Below are 19,231 nucleotides of genomic sequence, written 5' to 3'. Positions count from 1 at the left end.
TCAGCTTCGCTGCAGCAGCGGCTTCAGGAATGCTTCCAGATTGGGGCCTGAGAACAGGTAGCCCCTCAGGCCCGCTGCGCGTGCAGCCTCGAGATCGGTCGGCTGATCACCGATCAGAAAGCTCCGTTCGACATCGACCGGAAAGCGCTCCAGCAGATCGGTGATCATGCCCGGCGACGGCTTGCGCCGGTGGCTGACCTGCCGATAGTGCTCAACGGTCCCTTCCGGATGGAACGGGCAATACTCGAAGGCGTCGATATGCGCGCCGATCTTGCCGAACTCGGCAGCCATCCAGTCGTGTAGCTCTTGGACGTGCGCCTCCTCATAGAGGCCTCTTGCCACGCCTGACTGGTTGGTCACGACGAATGCGAAATAACCAATGTCGTTGACGGCCTTCACCGCCTCGCGGGCGCCGTCGATCCAGATCAGCCTGTGGCTCTCGAACAGGTAACCTATATCCCGGTTCAGGACGCCGTCCCGATCGAAGAAAACCGCCGGCCGTCGCGGCTCACTTTCGGAAGCACTGCTCATGAGGTGATGATCCCGTCTCCACGAGGCATGAGCCAGCTCAATAGTTCACAATGCCGCGTGCGACAATGCGGACCGAACATGCCCCGGGTGGCCTCAAGGCTATCGCTCGTCCGCAATCACCTTGCCATCGTTCGGCAGCGAGCCTGCGCCGACCAGCTCGACGGCGCCGCCAAGCTTTGTGACGGCACGCAGCGTGGCCGCAACTTCGTTCAGCAGGGCATCCGGCGCCGAAGCACATTCGGCTTTCAGCGTCATCGCGTCAGCCTCGCCGGCACGCGTGACCACGAGGCGCAGCCGTCCGAGCTCGGGATGGCGCTTGGCGATCTCCGCGATCTGCTCGGGGCGCACGAACATGCCCTTGACCTTGGTGGTCTGGTCGGCGCGGCCCATCCAGCCCTTGATGCGCATGTTGGTGCGTCCGCACGGGCTCGCGCCGGGCAGGGCGGCGGTCAGATCGCCGAGCGCGAGGCGGATCCACGGATGATGTGGATCGAGCGAGGTCACCACGATCTCGCCGACGTCACCGGGCGTAACGGGATCGCCGGTGCCGGGCTTGACGATCTCCAGGATCAAGTCCTCGTTGACCGTCATTCCCTCGCGCGCCGGCGTCTCGAACGCGATCAGGCCGAGATCGGCCGTGCCGAACGCCTGGTAGGCCTCGACGCCACGCGACTTCATCTCCTCCTGCAGCGATTTCGGAAAGGCGGCGCCGGAGACCAGAGCGCGCTTGATCGAGGACACGTCGCGGCCATCAGCTGCGGCAGCGTCGAGCAGGATCTTCAGGAAATCAGGTGTGCCGCTATAGCCGACCGGGCGATAGGCCTCGATCAGCTCGAATTGCTGCTCGGTATTCCCTGGGCCAGCCGGGATCACCGCGCAGCCGAGCGCCCGCGCGGAGGCGTCGAAGATGAAGCCGCCCGGGGTGAGGTGATAGCTGAAGGTGTTGAGAACCACGTCCCCTTCGCGAAAGCCGGCCGCAAACAGCGCCCGCGCCCCGCGCCAGGGGTCCGCCTGGCGGCCTTCGGGCTCGAAGATCGGTCCGGGCGAGGTGAACAGCCGGGCGAACGAGCCGGGCTGGTCGACCACGAAGCCGCCGAAGGGCGGGGCGGCCTTGTGCAGGGCCGGGAGTTCCGATTTGCGCAGCACCGGCAGCCCCGCCAGCGCCTCCCGGCTGGTGATGGACGCTGGATCGATGCCCCTCAGCAGGTTGGCATAGGCGGGCGCTGCCATCGCCTTGCGCAGTACGTCCGGCAGCCGGGCGAACAGGGCGGCCTCGCGCTCGGCCGGATCGCGCGTTTCAAGGGCGTCGTAATGGTCGGTCATGGCAGGTCCTTGAGAGGATTTGCGCAGGTGGCGTGCCGGTCCGCCCGTGCTATCAGACGGTGACCGCTGACATTGGGACGGTTCCAGGGAGCACGATGGCTGAGGCAGAGAGCGTTGCGGCGGACGGGGCCGCCGACGTCGTCGCGAGGTTGAAGCGCCGCATCATCGACCAAGCCTTGCCGCTGTGGTCGACGGTCGGCTGGGACGGCAAGGCCGGCGGCTTTGTCGACCGGCTGCATCAGGATGGGACAGCCGACAACGCTGCGCCGCGCCGGCTGCTTGTGCAGGCGCGCCAGATCTATTGCTACGCCAAGGCGGCCCAGATGGGCTGGTATCCCGAGGGCCGCGCGATCGCGCTGAAAGGGCTGGACTACCTGCTGGCCAAGGCCAAGGCGCCGGATGGCCGGCCTGGCTTCGTCTTCAGCCTGACGCCGGACGGCGGCGTGCATGACCCGCTGCGCGACACTTACGGCCATGCCTTCGTCCTGCTCGCGCTGGCGACCGCCTACGGCCTCGACCAGGACGCCCAGATCCGCGCCGAGATCGACGCGCTGCTGTCGTTCCTCGACACCCAGCTGCGCTCGCCCCATGGCGGCTTCCAGGAGGGCCTGCCGCCGTCGATGCCGCGCCGGCAGAACCCGCAGATGCATCTGTTCGAGGCGATGATCGCCTGCTTCGACGCGACCCACGATTTGTCGTTCCAGAACCGCGCCGGCGACTTCTTCGCGCTGTTCCTGGCCAATCTCTACGACAAGCAGACGCACACCCTCGGCGAATATTTCGAGGAGGACTGGTCGAAGATCCCGCCGGTCAGCGTCGAGCCCGGGCACCTCGCGGAATGGGTCTGGCTGCTGAAGGGATTTGAACGGATCACCGGCTGCCCCACCGGGCGTCCGCGCGGCGAGCTCCTGGCCTCTGCGCTGCGCTATCGCGACGCCACCGGCTGCCTGATCGACGAGGGCGATGCCGAGGGCAACATCCGCCGCCACAGCAGGCGGCTGTGGCCGCAGAGCGAGCTGGCGAAGGCCTGGATCGCGCAGGCGGAGTCGGGCGAAGCTGGAGCGGCGGACGAGGCTCGCGCGGCGCTGGTGCTGCTGGAGCGGCACTATCTCAGCCATCCCGTGGCCGGCGGCTGGTACGACCAGTTCGACCGCGAAGGCGCTTCGCTGGTCGCCACGATCCCGGCGTCCTCGTTCTACCATGTGCTCTGCGCGGTCACTGAGGCCGAGCAGGTGCTCGGATAGAACCGCCTTCCTAGTCTGACGCGTTTTCTGCATACGCAACACCGCCCGAAAACGCTCGATATCCTCACAGCCAGCGCTTGCGCCGCTTGAAGCTCTTCAGGTTCTTGAAGCTCTTGCGCTGGTCGCCGGCGCCACCGAGGTAGAATTCCTTGACGTCCTCATTGTCGCGCAGCTCGTCGGCGGAGCCGTCGAGCACCACCTTGCCCTGTTCCATGATGTAGCCATGACTCGCGACCGACAGCGCGGCGCGGGCGTTCTGCTCGACCAGCAGGATCGTGACGCCGAGATCGCGGTTGATCTCCTTGATGATCGCGAACACTTCCTTGACGAGCAGGGGTGACAATCCCATCGACGGCTCGTCCATCAGGATCATCTTCGGGCGCGCCATCAGCGCGCGGCCGATCGCGAGCATCTGCTGCTCGCCGCCGGAGAGGTAGCCGGCGAGGCCGGTGCGCTCCTTCAGGCGCGGGAAATATTTGAACACCATGTCGATATCGGCCGAGACCTCGCGGTCGCGCCGGGTGAAGGCGCCGAGCCGCAGATTCTCCAGCGACGTCATGTCGGCGACGATGCGGCGGCCTTCCATCACCTGGAAGATGCCGCGGCGGACAATCTTGTCCGGATCGATGCCGTTGATGCGCTGGCCCTCGAACAGGATCTCGCCGCGGGTGACTTCGCCGTCCTCGGTCTTGAGCAGGCCGGAGATCGCCTTCAGCGTGGTCGACTTGCCGGCGCCGTTGGCGCCGAGCAGCGCCACGATCGCGCCCTTCGGCACCTCGAGGCTGAGCCCGCGCAGCACCAGGATGACGTCGTCATAGACGACCTCGATATTGTTGACGCTGAGCAGTGGCGGCGGCGGGACGGCCGTCGGCACCGGGCGGGTGGCAGTTGCGGTTTCGCTCATGCTTCGATCACCTTCGACTGTCGCCACCCGCGAAGGCGGGTGGCCCAGTATCCCAGAGGCATCAGCGACCTCTCGAGAGGCCGCGGCGTACTGGATCCCCCGCTTTCGCGGGGGATGACGATTGTTGTCGAGGCTGCGCTGGTGGCAGCCTCACGGCCTCACCAGCCAAACCATTCCGGCTTGCGCGGCAGTTCGACGGTCTTCACCTTCTCGAGCTTGATCGTGCCCTTGCCCATCAGGTCGTTGATGTCGCCATCGGTCGCGCCGGAAACCTTGGCGCGATAGAGGTCGACCTTCGTCGTCGGGCGATGATCCTTCTCGGTCCAGTTCGATGGATTGCAGACGCCGTCCATGCCGGCCGGCACCCAGTCCTTCTTCTGGTAGAATCCCTTGGCGACGTTCTCGCCGGTGGCGCCGCCGTTCTTGGCGGCCCAATCCAGCGCTTCCTTCATGTACAGCGCGCTGCAGACCGCGGCGATGTAGTGCACCGGGCGATAGACCTTGCCCGACGGATCGGACATCTTCGAGATTTCCATCACGGTCTTCATGCCGGGCGCATTGCCGCCCCAGCCGACCGCCGTGCGCAGCGGGAAGATCACGCCGTCGGCAGCATCGCCTGCGGTCTTGGCGGCATTCTCGTCCATGCCCCACACGTTGCTGAGGAACTGGACGTCGACGCCGGCGGTCTTGCAGGCCTTCATGACCGAGATGTTGGAAGCCGCGGTGTTGCCGAGATAGGCGTAATTTGCTCCGGAGCTCTTCAGGCTCAGGCACTGCGCCGAGTAGTCGCCGGGCGACAGCGCGAACACCAGCGGCGGCAGCACCTCGAAGCCGAGTTCGGCGGCGAGCGCCTCACCGGCGGCCTTCGGCGCGTTCGGATAGGGATGGTTGGCGCCCATGTGGACGAATTTGGGCTTGCCGGGCTTGCCCTTCGCCTTCCAGTCCTCGGCCGCCCAGGTCAGCTCGGCGCGCAGCGCATCCGAGTAGCTCGGGCCGTAGAAGAAATTGTAAGGTGCGGGCTTGGCCTTGCCGCTGGTGCCTTCGGGATCGGTCAGCGCGGCGGCGTAGGAGCCCGACATGTCGGGGATCTTGTCCTGGGCGAGGAAGCCGGTCAGCGCCTCGGTGTCCGCCGTGCCCCAGCCCATGATCGCCGCGACCTTGGCGTCGGATGCCGACCACTTCTTGTACAGCGCGATCGCGCGCGGCACCTGGTAGCCATAGTCGTTGCTGTCGACGCTGAGCTGCTTGCCGCCGACGCCGCCGTTCTTGTTGACCCAGGCGAAGGTGTCGGCGACGCCCTGGCCATAGGGCGTGCCGACGTCGGAGGTGCCGCCCGAGAGGTCCTGCAGATGGCCGATGGCGATCTGCGCCTGCGCGGCGACTGCCGCGCTGCTGACCAGCAGCGCAAGCGAGACCGAGCTCAAAAGGGATCTAATCGTCATTGTTGTTTCCTCCTTTTATTCGTTGAACCGAATTTGAGTTGCTTCAAGTGTCAGTGCGAGAACGGGTAAAGCTTCCAGTAGGCCTTGATCTGCCGCCAGCGATGCGCGAGGCCATCCGGCTCGAACATCAAAAAGCCGATGATGATCAGGCCGATCGCGATCTCGCGCAGGAAGGTGATGTTGTTGTTGAGCTGCAGCGCCTTGTCGATCGCGCTGCCCTTCAGCCAGGCGCTCAGCCATTCCATCGATTCCGGCAGCAACACCACGAATGCCGTGCCCATCAGCGTGCCCATCACCGACCCGGTGCCGCCGATGATGACCATCGCCAGGAACAGCACCGAGCGTTCGATGCCAAAGCCTTCCTGGGAGACCACCAGCTGATAGTGCGCGTAGAGCGCGCCCGCGATGCCGGCAAAGAAGGCGGCCAGTCCGAACGACAGCGTCCGGTATTTGGTCAGGTTGATGCCCATGATCTCGGCGGAGAGATAGTGATCGCGGATCGCGACCAGCGCGCGGCCGTCGCGGGTGCGCATCAAATTGGTGACCAGCAGATAGCTGATCACCATGTAGGCGAGCACGACGTAGAAATACTGCCGGTCGCCGCGCAGCGTGTAGCCGAAGATCGAGAACGGGTTGGCGCTGGCCGGCACCGAGCCGCCCGAGAACCAGTCGGCGCGCGAGAAGAAGTCGAGCAGGATGTACTGCGCGGCGAGCGTTGCGATGACGAGGTAGAGCCCTTTCAGCCGTGCCGCCGGCACGCCGAACACCAGGCCGACCAGCGCCGTGATCACGCCGGCGAGGGGGATCGCGAAGAACACCGGGATCGGTGCGTTGTTGGAGATGTAGGCCGAGGTGAAGGCGCCGAACAGGAAGAACGCGGCGTGGCCGATCGAGATCTGGCCGGTGAAGCCGACCAGCACGTTGAGGCCGAGCGCTGCGATCGCGAAGATGCCGATCTGGATCGCGATCGAGAGCAGGTAGTTGGACAGCAGCATCGGCGCGAAGCAGGCGAGCGCGATGCCCAGAATCGCGAAGTTGTGGCTGGTCGCGGTCGGGAAGATCGTGGTGTCGGCCGCGTAGCTGGTGCGGAAATCGCCCGACGGGATGAGGGTGCTCGTTGCCATTGATCAGACCCGCTCGATGTCCTTGGTGCCGAACAGCCCGTACGGCTTGATCATCAGGATGATGATCAGGACGTAGAACGGCGCGATCTCGTACAGATTGCCCCAGTGCAGATACTCGCTGTCGACATACTGGGCGACGTTTTCCAGCAGCCCGATGATGATGCCGCCGAGCACCGCGCCGCCGACCGAGTCGAGGCCGCCGAGGATCGCGGCCGGAAACACCTTGATGCCGTAGGCGGAGAGGCCGGACGACACGCCGTTGACCACGGCGACCACGACGCCGGCGACCGCCGAGACCGTGGCCGAGATCGCCCATGCCATCGCGAACACGCTCTTCACGGAAATGCCGAGCGACTGCGCGACCTGCTGGTTGAAAGCGGTGGCGCGCATCGCCAGGCCGTACTTGGAGGCACGGAAGAACCAGGCCATGCCGACCATCATGGCGAGCGAGACCACGAGGCTCATGACATAGACGGTCTGGATCTGCAGCCCGAACAGGCTGACCGACTGGCTCTGGAATATCTGCGGGAACGGCTGCGGGTTGACGCCGAAGATCCATTTCAGCGCCGCCTGGAACACGGTCGAGAGGCCGATTGTCACCATGATCACGGAGATGATCGGTTCGCCGATCATCGGCCGCAGGATCACGACCTGGATCGCGATGCCGAAGATGAACATGAACACCAGCGTGATCGGCATGCCGACCCAGAATGGCACCTGATACTTCGTCAGCAGCGCCCAGCACACCCAGGCGCCGACCAGCAGCAATTCGCCCTGCGCGAAGTTGACGACCTGCGTCGCCTTGTAGATCAGCACGAACGACATCGCGACCACGCCGTAGAGCGTGCCGACCACGAGGCCATTGACGATCAGCTGGATCAGGAACTGGATGTTCATGGGGTGTTGCCAACCTTGCAGATCGTCATCGCCGGGCTTGACCCGGCGATCCATCGCGAATGAAGACCCTTGCGAAGGGGATGGATGCGCGGGTCAAGCCCGCGCATGACGACCGAATTCCCTGTGACCAGTTGTCTCATTCCGCAGCCTCCGCGATCGCGGCGCGGCCGAGATCGACGACCTCGAGCGTGGTGCGGACGCGCTGCGTGGTGCCGTCCTGGAAGCGGATCACGGTGTCGACGGGGATGTTGGCCTTGCCGCGGTAGATCGCCTCGATGATGTCGGCGTATTTCTCGTTGATCACGCCGCGGCGGACCTTTCGGGTTCGCGTCAGCTCGCCGTCGTCGGCATCGAGCTCCTTGTAGAGCAGCAGGAAGCGTGAGATGCGTTGCGCGGGCGGCAAGGTGGCGTTGACCGTCTCGACCTCTTTCTTCAACAGCGCGTAAACCTCGGGCCGTGAGGACAGGTCGGTATAGGTCGTGAACGAGATCCGGTTCTTCTCCGCCCATTTCGAGATGATCGAGTAGCGGATGCAGATCATTGCGGCGAGCGCGTCGCGGCCGGCGCCGAGCACGACGGCCTCGGCGACATAGGGCGAGAACTTCAGCTTGTTCTCGATAAATTGCGGCGAGAACCGCTCGCCGCGCGAGGTCTCGGCGAGATCCTTGATGCGGTCGATCACGACAAGCTGCCGGTCGTCGTTGTAGTAGCCGGCATCGCCCGAGTGCATCCAGCCGTCCTTGATGTCGGCGACCGATGCTTCGGGGTTCTTGTAGTAGCCGTGGAACATGTTGGGGTGCCGCACCACGATCTCGCCGACGCCGTTGATGTCGGCATTGTCGATGCGGATCTCGATGTTGTCGGCCATCGGCACGCCGGTGGTATCGGGATCGACCTTGCCTTCGGGATGCAGCGTGTAGGCGCCGAGCAGCTCGGTCTGGCCGTACAGCGTGCGCAGCGGCACGCCCATCGCCTGGAAGAACTTGAAGGTATCCGGCCCGAGCGCCGCGCCGCCAGTTGCAGCCGAACGCAGCCGCGTGAAGCCGAGCCGGTCGCGCAGTGCACGGAACAGGACCTGGTCGGCGAAGACAGAGCGCTTGCCTTCGGCGAGCGCCGCAAGCCCGGTCTTCATGCCGAGGTCGTAGAGCCGCTGCTTGAACGGCGAGGCATCCATCACGCCGGCGCGGACGTCGGCCGCGATCGATTCCCAGACCCGCGGCGCGAACAGCACGAAGGTCGGCGCGATCTCCCGGAAGTCGTTCATCATCGTGTCGGGCTCTTCGACGAAGTTGACCTTCATCCGGGAGAGCAGCGCTTTGCCCAGCGCGTAGATCTGCTCCATGATCCAGGGCAGCGGCAGCACCGAGACATATTCGTCGTCCGGCCCCTTCGGATCGAATGCGAGATAGGTCGCGCAGTGCCGCAGCACGCGCCCGGCCGAGAGCATCGCAAGCTTCGGATTGGCTGTCGTGCCCGAGGTGGTGCAGAGGATCGCGACGTCCTCGCCACGTGTGGCATCGACCAGCCGGTCATACAGGGTGGGCTCGCGCGCGGCGCGATCGCGGCCCAGTGCGACGAGCTTGCCGGCCTCCATCAGCCGCGGATCGTCGTATTTCCGCATGCCGCGCGGGTCGGAATAGACGATGTGCTTGAGATTTGGCACGCGATCGGCAAGGCCGAGCAGCTTGTCGACCTGCTCCTCGTCCTCGGCGAACACGAGCTTGGCCTCGCCATAGGTCAGGAGGTAGGAAGCTTCCTCATCCAGCACGTCGCGGTAGAGGCCGAGGCTCATCGCGCCGATCGCGTGGCTGGCGATCTCGGCCGCGACCCAGTCCGGCCGGTTGTCGCCGATGATGCCGATCACGTCGCCGCGTCCAAGGCCGAGCTCGACCATGCCGAGCGCGAAATCATGAGTGCGGGTCTGGTAGTCGTTCCAGGTGAATTCGCGCCACAGCCCGAGATCCTTCTCGCGGAGCGCGATCTCGCCTCCGTACTCCCTGGCGTTGAGACGCAGCATCTTGGGAAAGGTGTCGGCCTGCACGGCGCGACCGGCATAGTCCATCATGCCGCGCTCTCCCGCACCGCCGGCTTGTCGTCGGGATCGACCAGCACCTCGTCCTCTTCGCCGAGATAGGCGCGCTTGACGTGGGGGTCGGCGAGCACGGCGGCCGGATCGCCCTCGGCGATCTTGCGGCCGAAATCCAGTACCATGACGCGGTGGGAGATGTCCATCACGACACCCATGTCGTGCTCGATCATCATCACCGTCATGCCGAACTCTTCGTTGAGATCGACGATGTAGCGCGCCATGTCTTCTTTCTCTTCGAAGTTCATGCCGGCCATCGGTTCGTCGAGCAGGATCAGTTGCGGTTCAAGCGCCATCGCGCGGGCGAGCTCGACGCGCTTGCGCAAGCCGTAGGGCAGGGTGCCGGCGGTCGCCTTGCGCACCGACTGCAGATCGAGGAAGTCGATGATCTCCTCGACCTTGCGGCGGTGCTCCAGCTCCTCGCGGCGCGCGCCGGTCAGCCAGTACAGCGATCCCGTGATGAAGTTGTTCTTCAAGAGGTGATGGCGGCCGACCATGATGTTGTCGAGCACGCTCATATGGTGGAACAGCGCGAGATTCTGGAAGGTCCGGCCGATGCCGAGACGAGGCCGAGCGTTCGGGGTGAGGCCGGTAATGTCCTGGCCGCGATAGAACAACTGGCCCTCGGTCGGCCGGTAGCGGCCGGAGATGCAGTTGACGATCGAGGTCTTGCCGGCGCCGTTCGGGCCGATGATGGAGAACAGCTCGCCCTCGTTGACGCCGAAGCTGACCTCGGTCAGCGCGCGGACGCCGCCAAAGCGCAATGAGACTCCGCGCACCTCGAGACTGTTGGCCACCCTGTTCCCTCCAGATACGGGCGCTTTGGCGCGCTCTTTATCTTCGCTTCGATCTGACTTCGATCTTACATGGGCCGCCGGAGTGAGACCATCCGACTAATGAAGCCGGCGTTCGGGAGCATCGCTCGCCCCGATCGCCTGCGTCATGCGCGGTAACGCCGCACCCCGCCTGCAAGCCCGTCTCTCGCGTCGTCCGCGGTCAGCGATCCATCAAGGCGCTGCACGCGGCGTTAGGCGAGGTGGCTCTGAATACGAGAAAGCGATAGGTTGAATTGTCATGTGCCCGACATTTGGTCAGGAATTTTCGCTGGCATTCCAGGCCTCGGGCTACTGGCTTCGCGCACGGCGTTGCTGCGGTGCAATATCGTGTCAGTATCTTGGGGTGGGATGCCGTCGCTAGAATGATTGCTGCTGATTACCTGAAGCGCATCGCGGCCTGGTCGCGCGAACTGAGCGAGCAAGAGATCGAAATCGCGCGCGCCGGCATTTCCGAGAAGTCTTACCGCGCCAACGAATTCATCTTCATGCGCGGCGACAATTTCCAGTACTGGACCGGCATTGTCACCGGGCTGGCGCGGATGGGCATCGTCTCGCGCGGCGGCAAGGCCGCGAGCTTCGCGGGCCTCACCGCGGGCGCCTGGTTCGGCGAGGGCACCGTGCTCAAGAACGAGCTGCGGCGTTACGACGTGGTCGCGCTACGCGACACGCGCCTCGCGATGATGGACCGCCGGACCTTCGTCTGGCTATTCGAGAACAGCGTCGGCTTCAACCGCTTCCTGGTGGGACAGCTCAACGAGCGGCTCGGTCAGTTCATCGCGCTGCTCGAATATGGCCGCACGCTGGACGCCACCGCGCGGCTGGCGCGCTCGATCGCCTCGCTGTTCAATCCGATTCTCTACCCCGAGCTCACCTTGCACCTGGAGATCACCCAGGAGGAGATCGGGGCGCTGTCGGGTATCTCCCGGCAGAACGCCAACCAGTGCCTGAAACGGCTCGAGCGCGAGGGCCTGCTGCGGCTCGAATATGGTGGGGTGACGATCATCGAGCTCGACCGGCTGCGCCACTACGGGGAGTGACCGGCTCCGCGCCGAACGATGCCACTTTTCGAGGCTCTAAAGTCCTGATTTCAAACGATTAAGCCATTAGACTTGAAGCAGGCCGGATGCTACAGACCGGCCTCGTCGGGACCGCGCGGTTTTCGCGCTCTCTGGAGATGACATGGCGGTTAAGAATTCGGCGGCTCAGGACTCAAAGCGGCGCGTTGCGCTGATCACCGGCATCACCGGGCAGGACGGCGCGTACCTCGCCGAATATCTGCTTGGCCTCGGCTATACCGTGCACGGCATCAAGCGCCGGTCGTCCTCGTTCAACACCGCGCGGGTCGACCATCTCTACCAGGATCCGCACGCCGGCAACGTGCCGTTCCTGATGCACTACGGCGACATGACCGATTCGACCAATCTGATCCGGCTGGTGCAGCAGATCCGGCCGACCGAGATCTACAACCTCGCCGCCCAGAGCCACGTCCAGGTCAGTTTCGAGAGCCCGGAATACACCGCCAACGCCGACGCCATCGGCGTGCTGCGCCTTCTGGAGGCGATCCGCATCCTCGGCATGGAAAAGGAGACCCGGTTCTACCAGGCCTCGACCTCGGAGCTGTACGGCCTCGTGCAGGAGGTGCCGCAGAAGGAGACCACGCCGTTCTATCCGCGTTCGCCCTACGGTGTCGCCAAGCTCTACGGCTACTGGATCACGGTGAACTACCGTGAGGCCTACGGCATGTTCGCCAGCAACGGCATCCTGTTCAACCATGAGAGCCCGATCCGCGGCGAGACCTTCGTGACGCGCAAGATCACCCGTGCCGTCGCCCGCATCGAGGTCGGGCTGGAGAGGAAGCTCTATCTCGGCAATCTCGATGCCAAGCGCGACTGGGGCCACGCCCGCGACTATGTCGAGGGCATGCACAAGATCCTGCTGGCGGATGAGCCCGGCGACTTCGTGCTCGCGACCGGCGAGACGCGCTCGGTCCGTGAGTTCGTCGAGCTGGCATTTGCGGAGGTCGGCCGCAGCATCGAATGGCGCGGCAAGGGCGTCGAGGAGATCGGCGTCGACAAGGCGACCGGCAACACCCTGGTGCAGATCGACCCGGTCTATTTCCGTCCGACCGAGGTCGATCTTCTGATCGGCGACGCCAGCAAGGCGCGCGCCAAGCTCGGCTGGAGGCCGAAGACGCCGTTCGCGCAACTGGTGAAGGAAATGGTCGCCAGCGATCTCGTCGAGGCCAGGCAGGATGCGGCCAATGGCAAGCACGGCGTTTGAACTGAAGGGCAAGACGGTTTTCGTCGCCGGCCATCGCGGCATGGTCGGCTCGGCGCTGATGCGCCGGCTGGCGCGCGAACAGGCCGATCTGCTGACGGTGTCGCGCAGCGAGGTCGATTTGCGCGACCAGGCCGCGGTCAATGCCTGGTTTGCCGCAAAGCGGCCGCAGGCCGTGTTCCTCGCCGCCGCCAAGGTCGGCGGCATCGTCGCCAACAACACGCTGCGGGCGGAATTCCTCTACGACAATCTGGCGATCTCGAGCAACGTGATCCAGGCGGCCCACGCCAACGGGTGCGAGAAGCTGATGTTCTTCGGCTCGTCCTGCATCTATCCGCGCCTCGCGCCGCAGCCGCTGCGCGAGGATTCGATGCTGACCGGCCCGCTGGAGCCGACCAACGAGCCCTATGCCATCGCCAAGATCGCCGGCATCAAGATGGCCGAGGCCTATCGCAGCCAGTATGGCGCCGATTTCATCAGCGTGATGCCGACCAATCTCTACGGTCCCGGCGACAATTATCATCCCGAATACAGTCACGTCGTCGCGGCGCTGATCCGCCGCTTCCACGAGGCCAAGGTTTCCGGCGCTGGCAGCGTCGTGGTGTGGGGCACCGGCACGCCGCGCCGCGAATTCCTCTATGTCGACGATCTCGCCGACGCCTGCATCCACCTAATGAAGACCTATTCCTCGCCGGAGCTGGTCAATATCGGCACCGGCGAGGACATCACCATCGCCGAATTCGCCCGTGTGGTCGCCGCTACCGTCGGCTATCGCGGCGAGATCAGCTTCGACACTTCGCGCCCGGACGGTACGCCGCGCAAGCTGCTCGACGTCAGCCGGCTCGCCAGGCTCGGCTGGCGCGCCGCGACTTCGCTCGTGGATGGCATCAAGCTCGCCTACCAGGCCTATCTGAACGAGATCAAGCAGGCGGCGGAGTAGAATTCGACTACTTCCACGCCGTCATTGCGAGCGCAGCGAAGCAATCCATCACGCCGCTCCGGAGAAATGGATTGCTTCGTCGCTTCGCTCCTCGCAATGACGCTTATGGCAACTACTTCGCCGTCGCGCGCGGCGGCGTCTTCGACAGCGCCGTCGCCATCGCCGAGATCAGCGGCTTCATGAAGAACGCATCGTTCGCCGGGTAGATGTCGGTGGATAGGCCGTAGGCCTTTAGCTCGTCCGACACCACCGGCCCGACGGAGGCGATCGGGGTCTGCTGCAAGCCCTCGCGCAATTGCGCCTCGCAGCGATGCGCCTGGGCCACCTCGATCAGGCGACGAACCTGACCCGAACTGGTCAGTGCGATGGCATCGATGCGGCCTTGCGCCATCTCCTCGATCGCGGTCACGATGTTGGCGTCGGCGGCTTGCGCGTCATAGACATAGGGCAGCACCGTATCGACCTCGGCGCCCTGCGCCTTGATCGCGCCAATCAGCGTGGCGTGATCCTTGTCCGGATAGAGCTGCAGGCCGAGCCGATGACCGCTCAGGTCGAGCTGCGACAGCATCTCGGCGACGCCTTCCGAGGTCGGCTTCTCGGTCATCATTTGCGGCTCCAGGGCGATCTCGCGCAGCGCGCGGCCGGGCTTGGGGCCGCGGGCGAATTTGCGCGCCTTGCCGAGGCTCGTGACAAACTCCGCCTCGACCCCGATCCGGCGCACCACCTTCATCAGCCGGCGCAGGCCTTCGCCGGTCATCAGCACGAGGTCGTCGAGCGGCCGCTCGATGGCGCGGCGAATCCAGGCCTCGATCGGCGCCGGGTCCGGCGCGTCGTGGATAGTGAACATCGGGCATTGCAGCACGTCGGCGCCCTGCTCGGCGAGCAGGCGGGAAAACTGCGCCTCCTCGCGCGTTTCGAGGATCAGGATGCGGTAGCCGTTCAGCCGGTCAGCCATGATGGTCCCTAACAAACATTGTCGTCATTTGTTCGATTTGACCCCCGCGCCGGGATTGGCGCAAGGCCGCCTGCGGTGTAGACGGAGGCCGAAAATGAACGTTCCACGCATCTGCTCAAGCTTTGGTCAATTGGCATGCCCGACCATCAATTCGTTCTGACCCTGTCCTGTCCGGATCGCCCCGGGATCGTCTCCGCGGTCTCGACGTTCCTGGCGCATAATGGGCAGAACATCCTGGACGCCCAGCAGTTCGACGACATCGAGACCGGCAAGTTCTTCATGCGCGTGGTGTTCACCGCGGCCGACCTCGCGGTCGGGCTGCCGGCGCTGCAGACCGGCTTTGCCGCGATTGCCGAACGCTTCGGCATGGAATGGCAGATGCGCGATCGCGCCAGCCGCCGCCGGGTGATGCTGCTGGTGTCGAAGTCCGATCACTGCCTGGTCGACATCCTCTATCGCTGGCGCACCGGCGAGCTCGAGATGATCCCGACCGCCATCGTCTCCAATCATCCGCGCGAGAGCTACGGATCGCTCGATTTCGGCGATATCCCGTTCCATCATCTGCCGGTGACCAAAGAGACCAAGCGGCAGCAGGAAGACGCGGTGTGGAAGCTCGCCCAGGACACCAACACCGATCTCGTGGTGCTGGCCCGCTACATGCAGATCCTGTCGGACGAGATGTCGGCGCGGCTGTCCGGCCGCTGCATCAACATCCATCATTCCTTCCTGCCGGGCTTCAAGGGCGCCAAGCCCTACCACCAGGCGCATGAGCGCGGCGTCAAGCTGATCGGCGCCACCGCGCATTACGTCACCAGCGATCTCGACGAGGGCCCGATTATCGACCAGGACGTCGAGCGTATCAGCCATCGCGACACGCCCGAAGATCTCGTGCGCAAGGGCCGCGACATCGAGCGCCGCGTGCTGGCGCGCGCGATCCGCTACCATCTCGCCGACCGCGTCATCCTCAACGGGCGCAAGACCGTGGTGTTCGTGGACTGATCCGCAGGTTCGCCCGGTTGCCGCGCTTTGACGGGCGTTGGTGTCGCCCTGCATCGAGGTGCTGCATGAAACTCATCCACATGAGCGACATCCATCTGACGGCACCGGGGCGCACGATCTTCGGCCGCGATCCCCTCGGCAATTTCGAGCGTGCGCTCGATCATGTGCTTGCCGATCATCGCGATGCCGAGCTCATGGTGATCTCGGGCGATCTTTCCGATCTCGGTGACCTCGCCGACTATCAATTGCTGCGCGAACGCCTGAGCCGGTTTCCGATCCCTGTGCGGCTTTGTATCGGCAACCACGACCACCGCGAGACGTTTCTCGGCGCGTTTCCCGAATGCGCCGACGCGGACGGTTTCGCGCAGGGCGTTCACGACGCTTCGTTCGGCCGTTGCCTGCTCCTCGATACCTACGAGCCGGAGACGGCCGCCGGCAATTTCTGCGAGAGGCGGCAGGCCTGGCTGGAGCGGCAGCTATCGGAGCATGACGGTCCGTTCTTCCTGTTCATGCATCACAATCCAATCCCGACGCATATCGCCCCGGTGGACCGGATCGGCCTGCTTGACGATGCCGCGTTCCGGTCGATCGTCGCGAAGCACCGGAGCAAGATCCGGCACATCTTCTTCGGTCACTGCCACATGGTGCTGAGCGGTTCGGTCGCCGGTGTCCCCACGACCTCGCTGCGCGGAACGAACCATGCCAGCTATCCCGTGTTCGCGGAGGTCTTGACCGTCGCCGATCTGCCGGAGTCCTATGGCGTCGCGTTCATCGGCGCGGACTACGTCACCGTGCATATGGTGGAGTTCGGCTATCGCGGCGACATCCTCAGCGAGGATTCGCCCAGCCAGGCAGTCATTGGGTAGCGTTCTGCGCCGGCGCCGCCGGCTTGGCGTCGCCGCCGCGCTCGGCCGCCGGCATCAGGCGCTTGCGTTCCCGCTCCTGCATGAACTTGTCGTATTCGGGGGTGCCCGCCCGCGGCGGCGCGTCTGCGGGCAGGCCGCCGGCCCAGGCCGGAATGGTGTCGGCCATGCCGGCCGAAACCTTTTGGTTCACGGTGCTGCACCCCCCGAGCGCGCAGGCCGCGAGCGCGAGGGCAGTCAGGACAGGGATGTGGCGTGTGAGGATCGGCATTGGCGGCAGCATACAGCCCTGGTCTTTATGGATGATGATCTCAGGCGCGACCGTTCGGCTGCAATTGTGCTTGTTTGTTGACATTGCAGATTGATTTGCACGATCGTACAAATCAATCGAGCCAACGGAGGCCTGAGCGCGCGAGTTCGGTTCTTGTGGGGGCGTTGAGTTTCGGGGAATGATTCTGGTATCCTGATACTTGTTTCCGCGGCGGGGCCAAATCGCAGCGCGCGCGACCCACGCCCATCGTCCGATTGACAGAGGGCGCAGGGAAACGCCTTCTCGCGTTGCGGCTCGGCCGTGACATGCTTGGGCTAAGGTAAGGCAAGGGCCGGGCACTCGGCTCGACGCAGAACAATGGAAGGGGGAGGGATGTCGATGTTCAATCGTCGCAAAATGTTGCTGTGGGGCGCCGCTTCGGCCGTGCTTCCGGGTTTGTGCGCCAGCGTGCCGGCGCGGGCGGACGACGCCGTCAAGATCGGCCTGATCCTGCCGATGACCGGCGGCCAGGCCTCGACCGGCAAGCAGATCGATAACGCGATCAAGCTCTACATGCAGCAGAAGGGCGACACCGTCGCCGGCAAGAAGATCGAGATCATCCTGAAGGACGATGCCGCGGTGCCCGACAACACCAAGCGGCTCGCGCAGGAACTGATCGTCAACGACAAGGTCAGTTTCATTGCCGGCTTCGGCGTGACGCCCGCGGCGCTCGCCGCGGCGCCGCTGGCGACGCAGGCCAAGATTCCGGAAGTCGTGATGGCTGCCGGCACCTCGATCATCACCGAGCGCTCGCCCTATATCGTGCGCACCAGCTTCACGCTGGCGCAGTCCTCCACCATCATCGGCGACTGGGCGGTCAAGAACGGCATCAAGAAGGTCGCGACGCTGACCTCCGACTACGCGCCGGGCAATGACGCGCTGACCTTCTTCAAGCAGCACTTCACCGCCGGCGGCGGCGAGATCGTGGAAGAGGTCAAGGTGCCGCTCGCCAATCCGGATTTCGCGCCGTTCCTGCAGCGCATGAAGGATGCCAAGCCCGACGCGATGTTCGTGTTCGTGCCGGCCGGGCAGGGCGGCAACTTCATGAAGCAATATGCCGAGCGCGGGCTCGACAAGAGCGGCATCAAGGTGATCGGCCCCGGCGACGTCATGGACGACGATTTGCTCAACAACATGGGCGATGCCGCGCTCGGCGCGGTGACGGCGCATCTCTATTCGGCGGCGCATCCGTCCGCGATGAACAAGGATTTCGTCGCCGCCTACAAAAAGGCATACGGCAACCGTCCGGGCTTCATGGCGGTCAGCGGCTATGACGGCATCCATCTGATCTACGAGGCGCTGAAGAAGACGGGCGGCGCGACCGACGGCGACAGGCTGATCGAGGCGATGAAGGGCATGAAGTGGGAGAGCCCGCGCGGTCCGATCTCGATCGATCCGGAAACCCGCGACATCGTGCAGAACATCTATATCCGCAAGGTCGAGAAGGTCGATGGCGAGCTCTACAACGTCGAGTTCGCGACCTTCGAGGCCGTCAAGGATTCCGGCAAGACCAAGAAGTGACGCGCGAAAGCGCCGCCTTCCTCCACGTCATGGCCGGGACCAGCCGGCCATGACGATCCAGTTGACGTGGTGTCGTTTGCGTCCTCTCGGTTAAGCTGACTTCATGGCCTCTATCCTCACCAACTTGTTCGACGGCGTCGCCTACGGCATGCTGCTGTTCGTGCTGGCCTGCGGGCTTGCGGTGACACTCGGGCTGATGAACTTCGTCAACCTCGCGCACGGCGCCTTTGCCATGGCCGGCGGCTATATCTGCGCCGTGCTGGTCAACAATTCCGGCTGGCCGTTCTTCGCAGCCCTGCCGCTCGCCTTTGTCGGGAGTGCCGCGATCGGCGTTGCGCTGGAGCGCATGCTGTACCGCCATCTCTATGCCCGCAGCCATCTCGATCAGGTGCTGTTCTCGATCGGTTTGGTGTTCATGTCGGTCGCGGCGGTCGACTACATCATGGGATCGTCGCGGGTCTTCATCAAATTGCCGGCGGCGCTGGAAGGCCAGATCGACCTGTTCGGCGTCGGCATCGGGCGTTACCGGCTGATGATCGTCGTGATCTGCGGCCTGCTGACGCTGGCGCTGCAGCTGATCCTCGCCAAGACACGGTTCGGCAGCCGCCTGCGCGCCGCGGTCGACGATCCGCGCGCCGCGATCGGGCTCGGCATCAACGTGCCGCAGGTGTTCGCCTTCACCTTTGCCTTCGGCTGCGGCCTCGCCGGGCTCGGCGGCGCGCTGAGCGCGGAGATCCTCGGGCTCGATCCGTACTTCCCGCTCAAATTCATGATCTACTTCCTGATCGTCGTCACCGTCGGCGGCTCTTCCTCGATCACCGGACCGTTCCTGGCATCGCTGCTGCTCGGCATCGCCGACGTCGCCGGCAAATATTACGTGCCCAAGGTCGGCCCCTTCGTGATCTACACCGTGATGATCGTGATCCTGCTCTGGCGCCCGAACGGCCTGTTCGGCCGCACCGCGGCGCGGTGAGGCGGG

Annotated in this window: 18 protein-coding genes; 8 read left to right on the top strand and 10 right to left on the bottom strand. The window is 64.7% G+C overall.

Annotated features, from left to right (window positions below):
• Together AAFG13_RS12005 and AAFG13_RS12000 are read right to left on the bottom strand one after the other, a co-directional pair.
• Positions 1-531: an HAD family hydrolase gene (locus AAFG13_RS12005; RefSeq protein ID WP_212310157.1), complete on the bottom strand. Its 531-nt coding sequence runs from the start codon at positions 529-531 to the stop codon at positions 1-3.
• 99 nt (positions 532-630) lie between these two features.
• Complete coding sequence (locus AAFG13_RS12000) at positions 631-1,854, bottom strand: AMP-binding protein (protein ID WP_342712098.1); 1,224 nt, start codon at positions 1,852-1,854, stop codon at positions 631-633.
• A 95-nt stretch (positions 1,855-1,949) separates the two neighbouring features.
• Between AAFG13_RS12000 and AAFG13_RS11995 the strand changes: the two genes are divergently transcribed.
• A complete protein-coding gene (locus tag AAFG13_RS11995; protein ID WP_212310155.1) occupies positions 1,950-3,098 on the top strand; it encodes an AGE family epimerase/isomerase in 1,149 nt (382 codons plus the stop codon).
• 64 nt (positions 3,099-3,162) lie between these two features.
• On the opposite strand, the gene AAFG13_RS11990 is transcribed toward AAFG13_RS11995, so the two are convergent.
• The 6 genes from AAFG13_RS11990 to AAFG13_RS11965 all read right to left on the bottom strand — a co-directional run bounded on the left by AAFG13_RS11990 (position 3,163) and on the right by AAFG13_RS11965 (position 10,348).
• Positions 3,163-4,002, bottom strand: coding sequence for an ABC transporter ATP-binding protein (locus AAFG13_RS11990; RefSeq protein ID WP_212310154.1), 840 nt, complete (start codon positions 4,000-4,002; stop codon positions 3,163-3,165).
• 158 nt (positions 4,003-4,160) lie between these two features.
• The gene (locus tag AAFG13_RS11985) at positions 4,161-5,444 is read right to left on the bottom strand and encodes an ABC transporter substrate-binding protein (RefSeq protein WP_342712097.1); all 1,284 of its coding nucleotides are present in this window, start codon (positions 5,442-5,444) and stop codon (positions 4,161-4,163) included.
• 50 nt (positions 5,445-5,494) lie between these two features.
• Positions 5,495-6,568, bottom strand: a complete 1,074-nt coding sequence (locus tag AAFG13_RS11980) for a branched-chain amino acid ABC transporter permease (RefSeq protein ID WP_342712096.1) — start codon at positions 6,566-6,568, stop codon at positions 5,495-5,497.
• A gap of 3 nt (positions 6,569-6,571) precedes the next feature.
• On the bottom strand, positions 6,572-7,465 hold the full coding sequence (locus AAFG13_RS11975) for a branched-chain amino acid ABC transporter permease (RefSeq protein WP_092115511.1): 894 nt from the start codon (positions 7,463-7,465) through the stop codon (positions 6,572-6,574).
• A gap of 136 nt (positions 7,466-7,601) precedes the next feature.
• Entirely contained in the window at positions 7,602-9,530 is a 1,929-nt protein-coding gene (locus AAFG13_RS11970; RefSeq protein ID WP_342712095.1) for a long-chain fatty acid--CoA ligase, read from the bottom strand.
• Positions 9,527-10,348 (bottom strand): ABC transporter ATP-binding protein, encoded by an 822-nt coding sequence (locus AAFG13_RS11965; RefSeq protein WP_106328397.1) that lies wholly within the window; start codon positions 10,346-10,348, stop codon positions 9,527-9,529. The genes AAFG13_RS11970 and AAFG13_RS11965 overlap by 4 nt, the downstream gene beginning before the upstream one ends.
• Before the next feature lie 401 nt (positions 10,349-10,749).
• Here AAFG13_RS11965 and AAFG13_RS11960 point away from each other — a divergent pair, with 401 nt between their 5' ends.
• From AAFG13_RS11960 to AAFG13_RS11950, 3 genes are all read left to right on the top strand, one after another.
• Complete coding sequence (locus tag AAFG13_RS11960) at positions 10,750-11,424, top strand: Crp/Fnr family transcriptional regulator (protein ID WP_092115508.1); 675 nt, start codon at positions 10,750-10,752, stop codon at positions 11,422-11,424.
• Positions 11,425-11,566: 142 nt separating this feature from the next.
• Positions 11,567-12,667 (top strand): GDP-mannose 4,6-dehydratase, encoded by a 1,101-nt coding sequence (gene gmd / locus AAFG13_RS11955; RefSeq protein ID WP_342712094.1) that lies wholly within the window; start codon positions 11,567-11,569, stop codon positions 12,665-12,667.
• Positions 12,648-13,604: a GDP-L-fucose synthase gene (locus AAFG13_RS11950; RefSeq protein WP_342712093.1), complete on the top strand. Its 957-nt coding sequence runs from the start codon at positions 12,648-12,650 to the stop codon at positions 13,602-13,604. Before gmd ends, AAFG13_RS11950 begins: the two co-directional genes overlap by 20 nt.
• A 112-nt stretch (positions 13,605-13,716) precedes the next feature.
• On the opposite strand, the gene AAFG13_RS11945 is transcribed toward AAFG13_RS11950, so the two are convergent.
• Positions 13,717-14,559 carry a uroporphyrinogen-III synthase gene (locus tag AAFG13_RS11945; RefSeq protein ID WP_342712092.1) on the bottom strand — a complete coding sequence of 281 codons (843 nt, stop codon included), beginning with the start codon at positions 14,557-14,559 and terminating at the stop codon, positions 13,717-13,719.
• A gap of 135 nt (positions 14,560-14,694) precedes the next feature.
• On the opposite strand from AAFG13_RS11945, the gene purU reads away from it, so the two are divergent.
• Both purU and AAFG13_RS11935 read left to right on the top strand, forming a co-directional pair.
• The gene (gene purU, locus AAFG13_RS11940; RefSeq protein WP_173637658.1) at positions 14,695-15,558 is read left to right on the top strand and encodes a formyltetrahydrofolate deformylase; all 864 of its coding nucleotides are present in this window, start codon (positions 14,695-14,697) and stop codon (positions 15,556-15,558) included.
• 65 nt (positions 15,559-15,623) lie between these two features.
• Positions 15,624-16,424, top strand: coding sequence for a phosphodiesterase (locus AAFG13_RS11935; protein ID WP_342712091.1), 801 nt, complete (start codon positions 15,624-15,626; stop codon positions 16,422-16,424).
• Here the strand turns inward: AAFG13_RS11935 and AAFG13_RS11930 are convergent.
• Positions 16,414-16,692 carry a hypothetical protein gene (locus AAFG13_RS11930; RefSeq protein WP_342713322.1) on the bottom strand — a complete coding sequence of 93 codons (279 nt, stop codon included), beginning with the start codon at positions 16,690-16,692 and terminating at the stop codon, positions 16,414-16,416. The two genes, AAFG13_RS11935 and AAFG13_RS11930, sit on opposite strands and share 11 nt — an antisense overlap.
• Positions 16,693-17,070: 378 nt before the next feature.
• Between AAFG13_RS11930 and AAFG13_RS11925 the strand changes: the two genes are divergently transcribed.
• Positions 17,071-18,252, top strand: coding sequence for an ABC transporter substrate-binding protein (locus AAFG13_RS11925; protein ID WP_212310145.1), 1,182 nt, complete (start codon positions 17,071-17,073; stop codon positions 18,250-18,252).
• A 103-nt stretch (positions 18,253-18,355) separates the two neighbouring features.
• Complete coding sequence (locus AAFG13_RS11920; protein ID WP_342712090.1) at positions 18,356-19,225, top strand: branched-chain amino acid ABC transporter permease; 870 nt, start codon at positions 18,356-18,358, stop codon at positions 19,223-19,225.
• Positions 19,226-19,231 lie beyond the last annotated feature (6 nt).

Origin of the sequence: Bradyrhizobium sp. B124 (genome assembly GCF_038967635.1) — a bacterium.
Lineage (GTDB): Bacteria > Pseudomonadota > Alphaproteobacteria > Rhizobiales > Xanthobacteraceae > Bradyrhizobium.
This window is presented reverse-complemented; position numbering and strand designations above follow the sequence as displayed.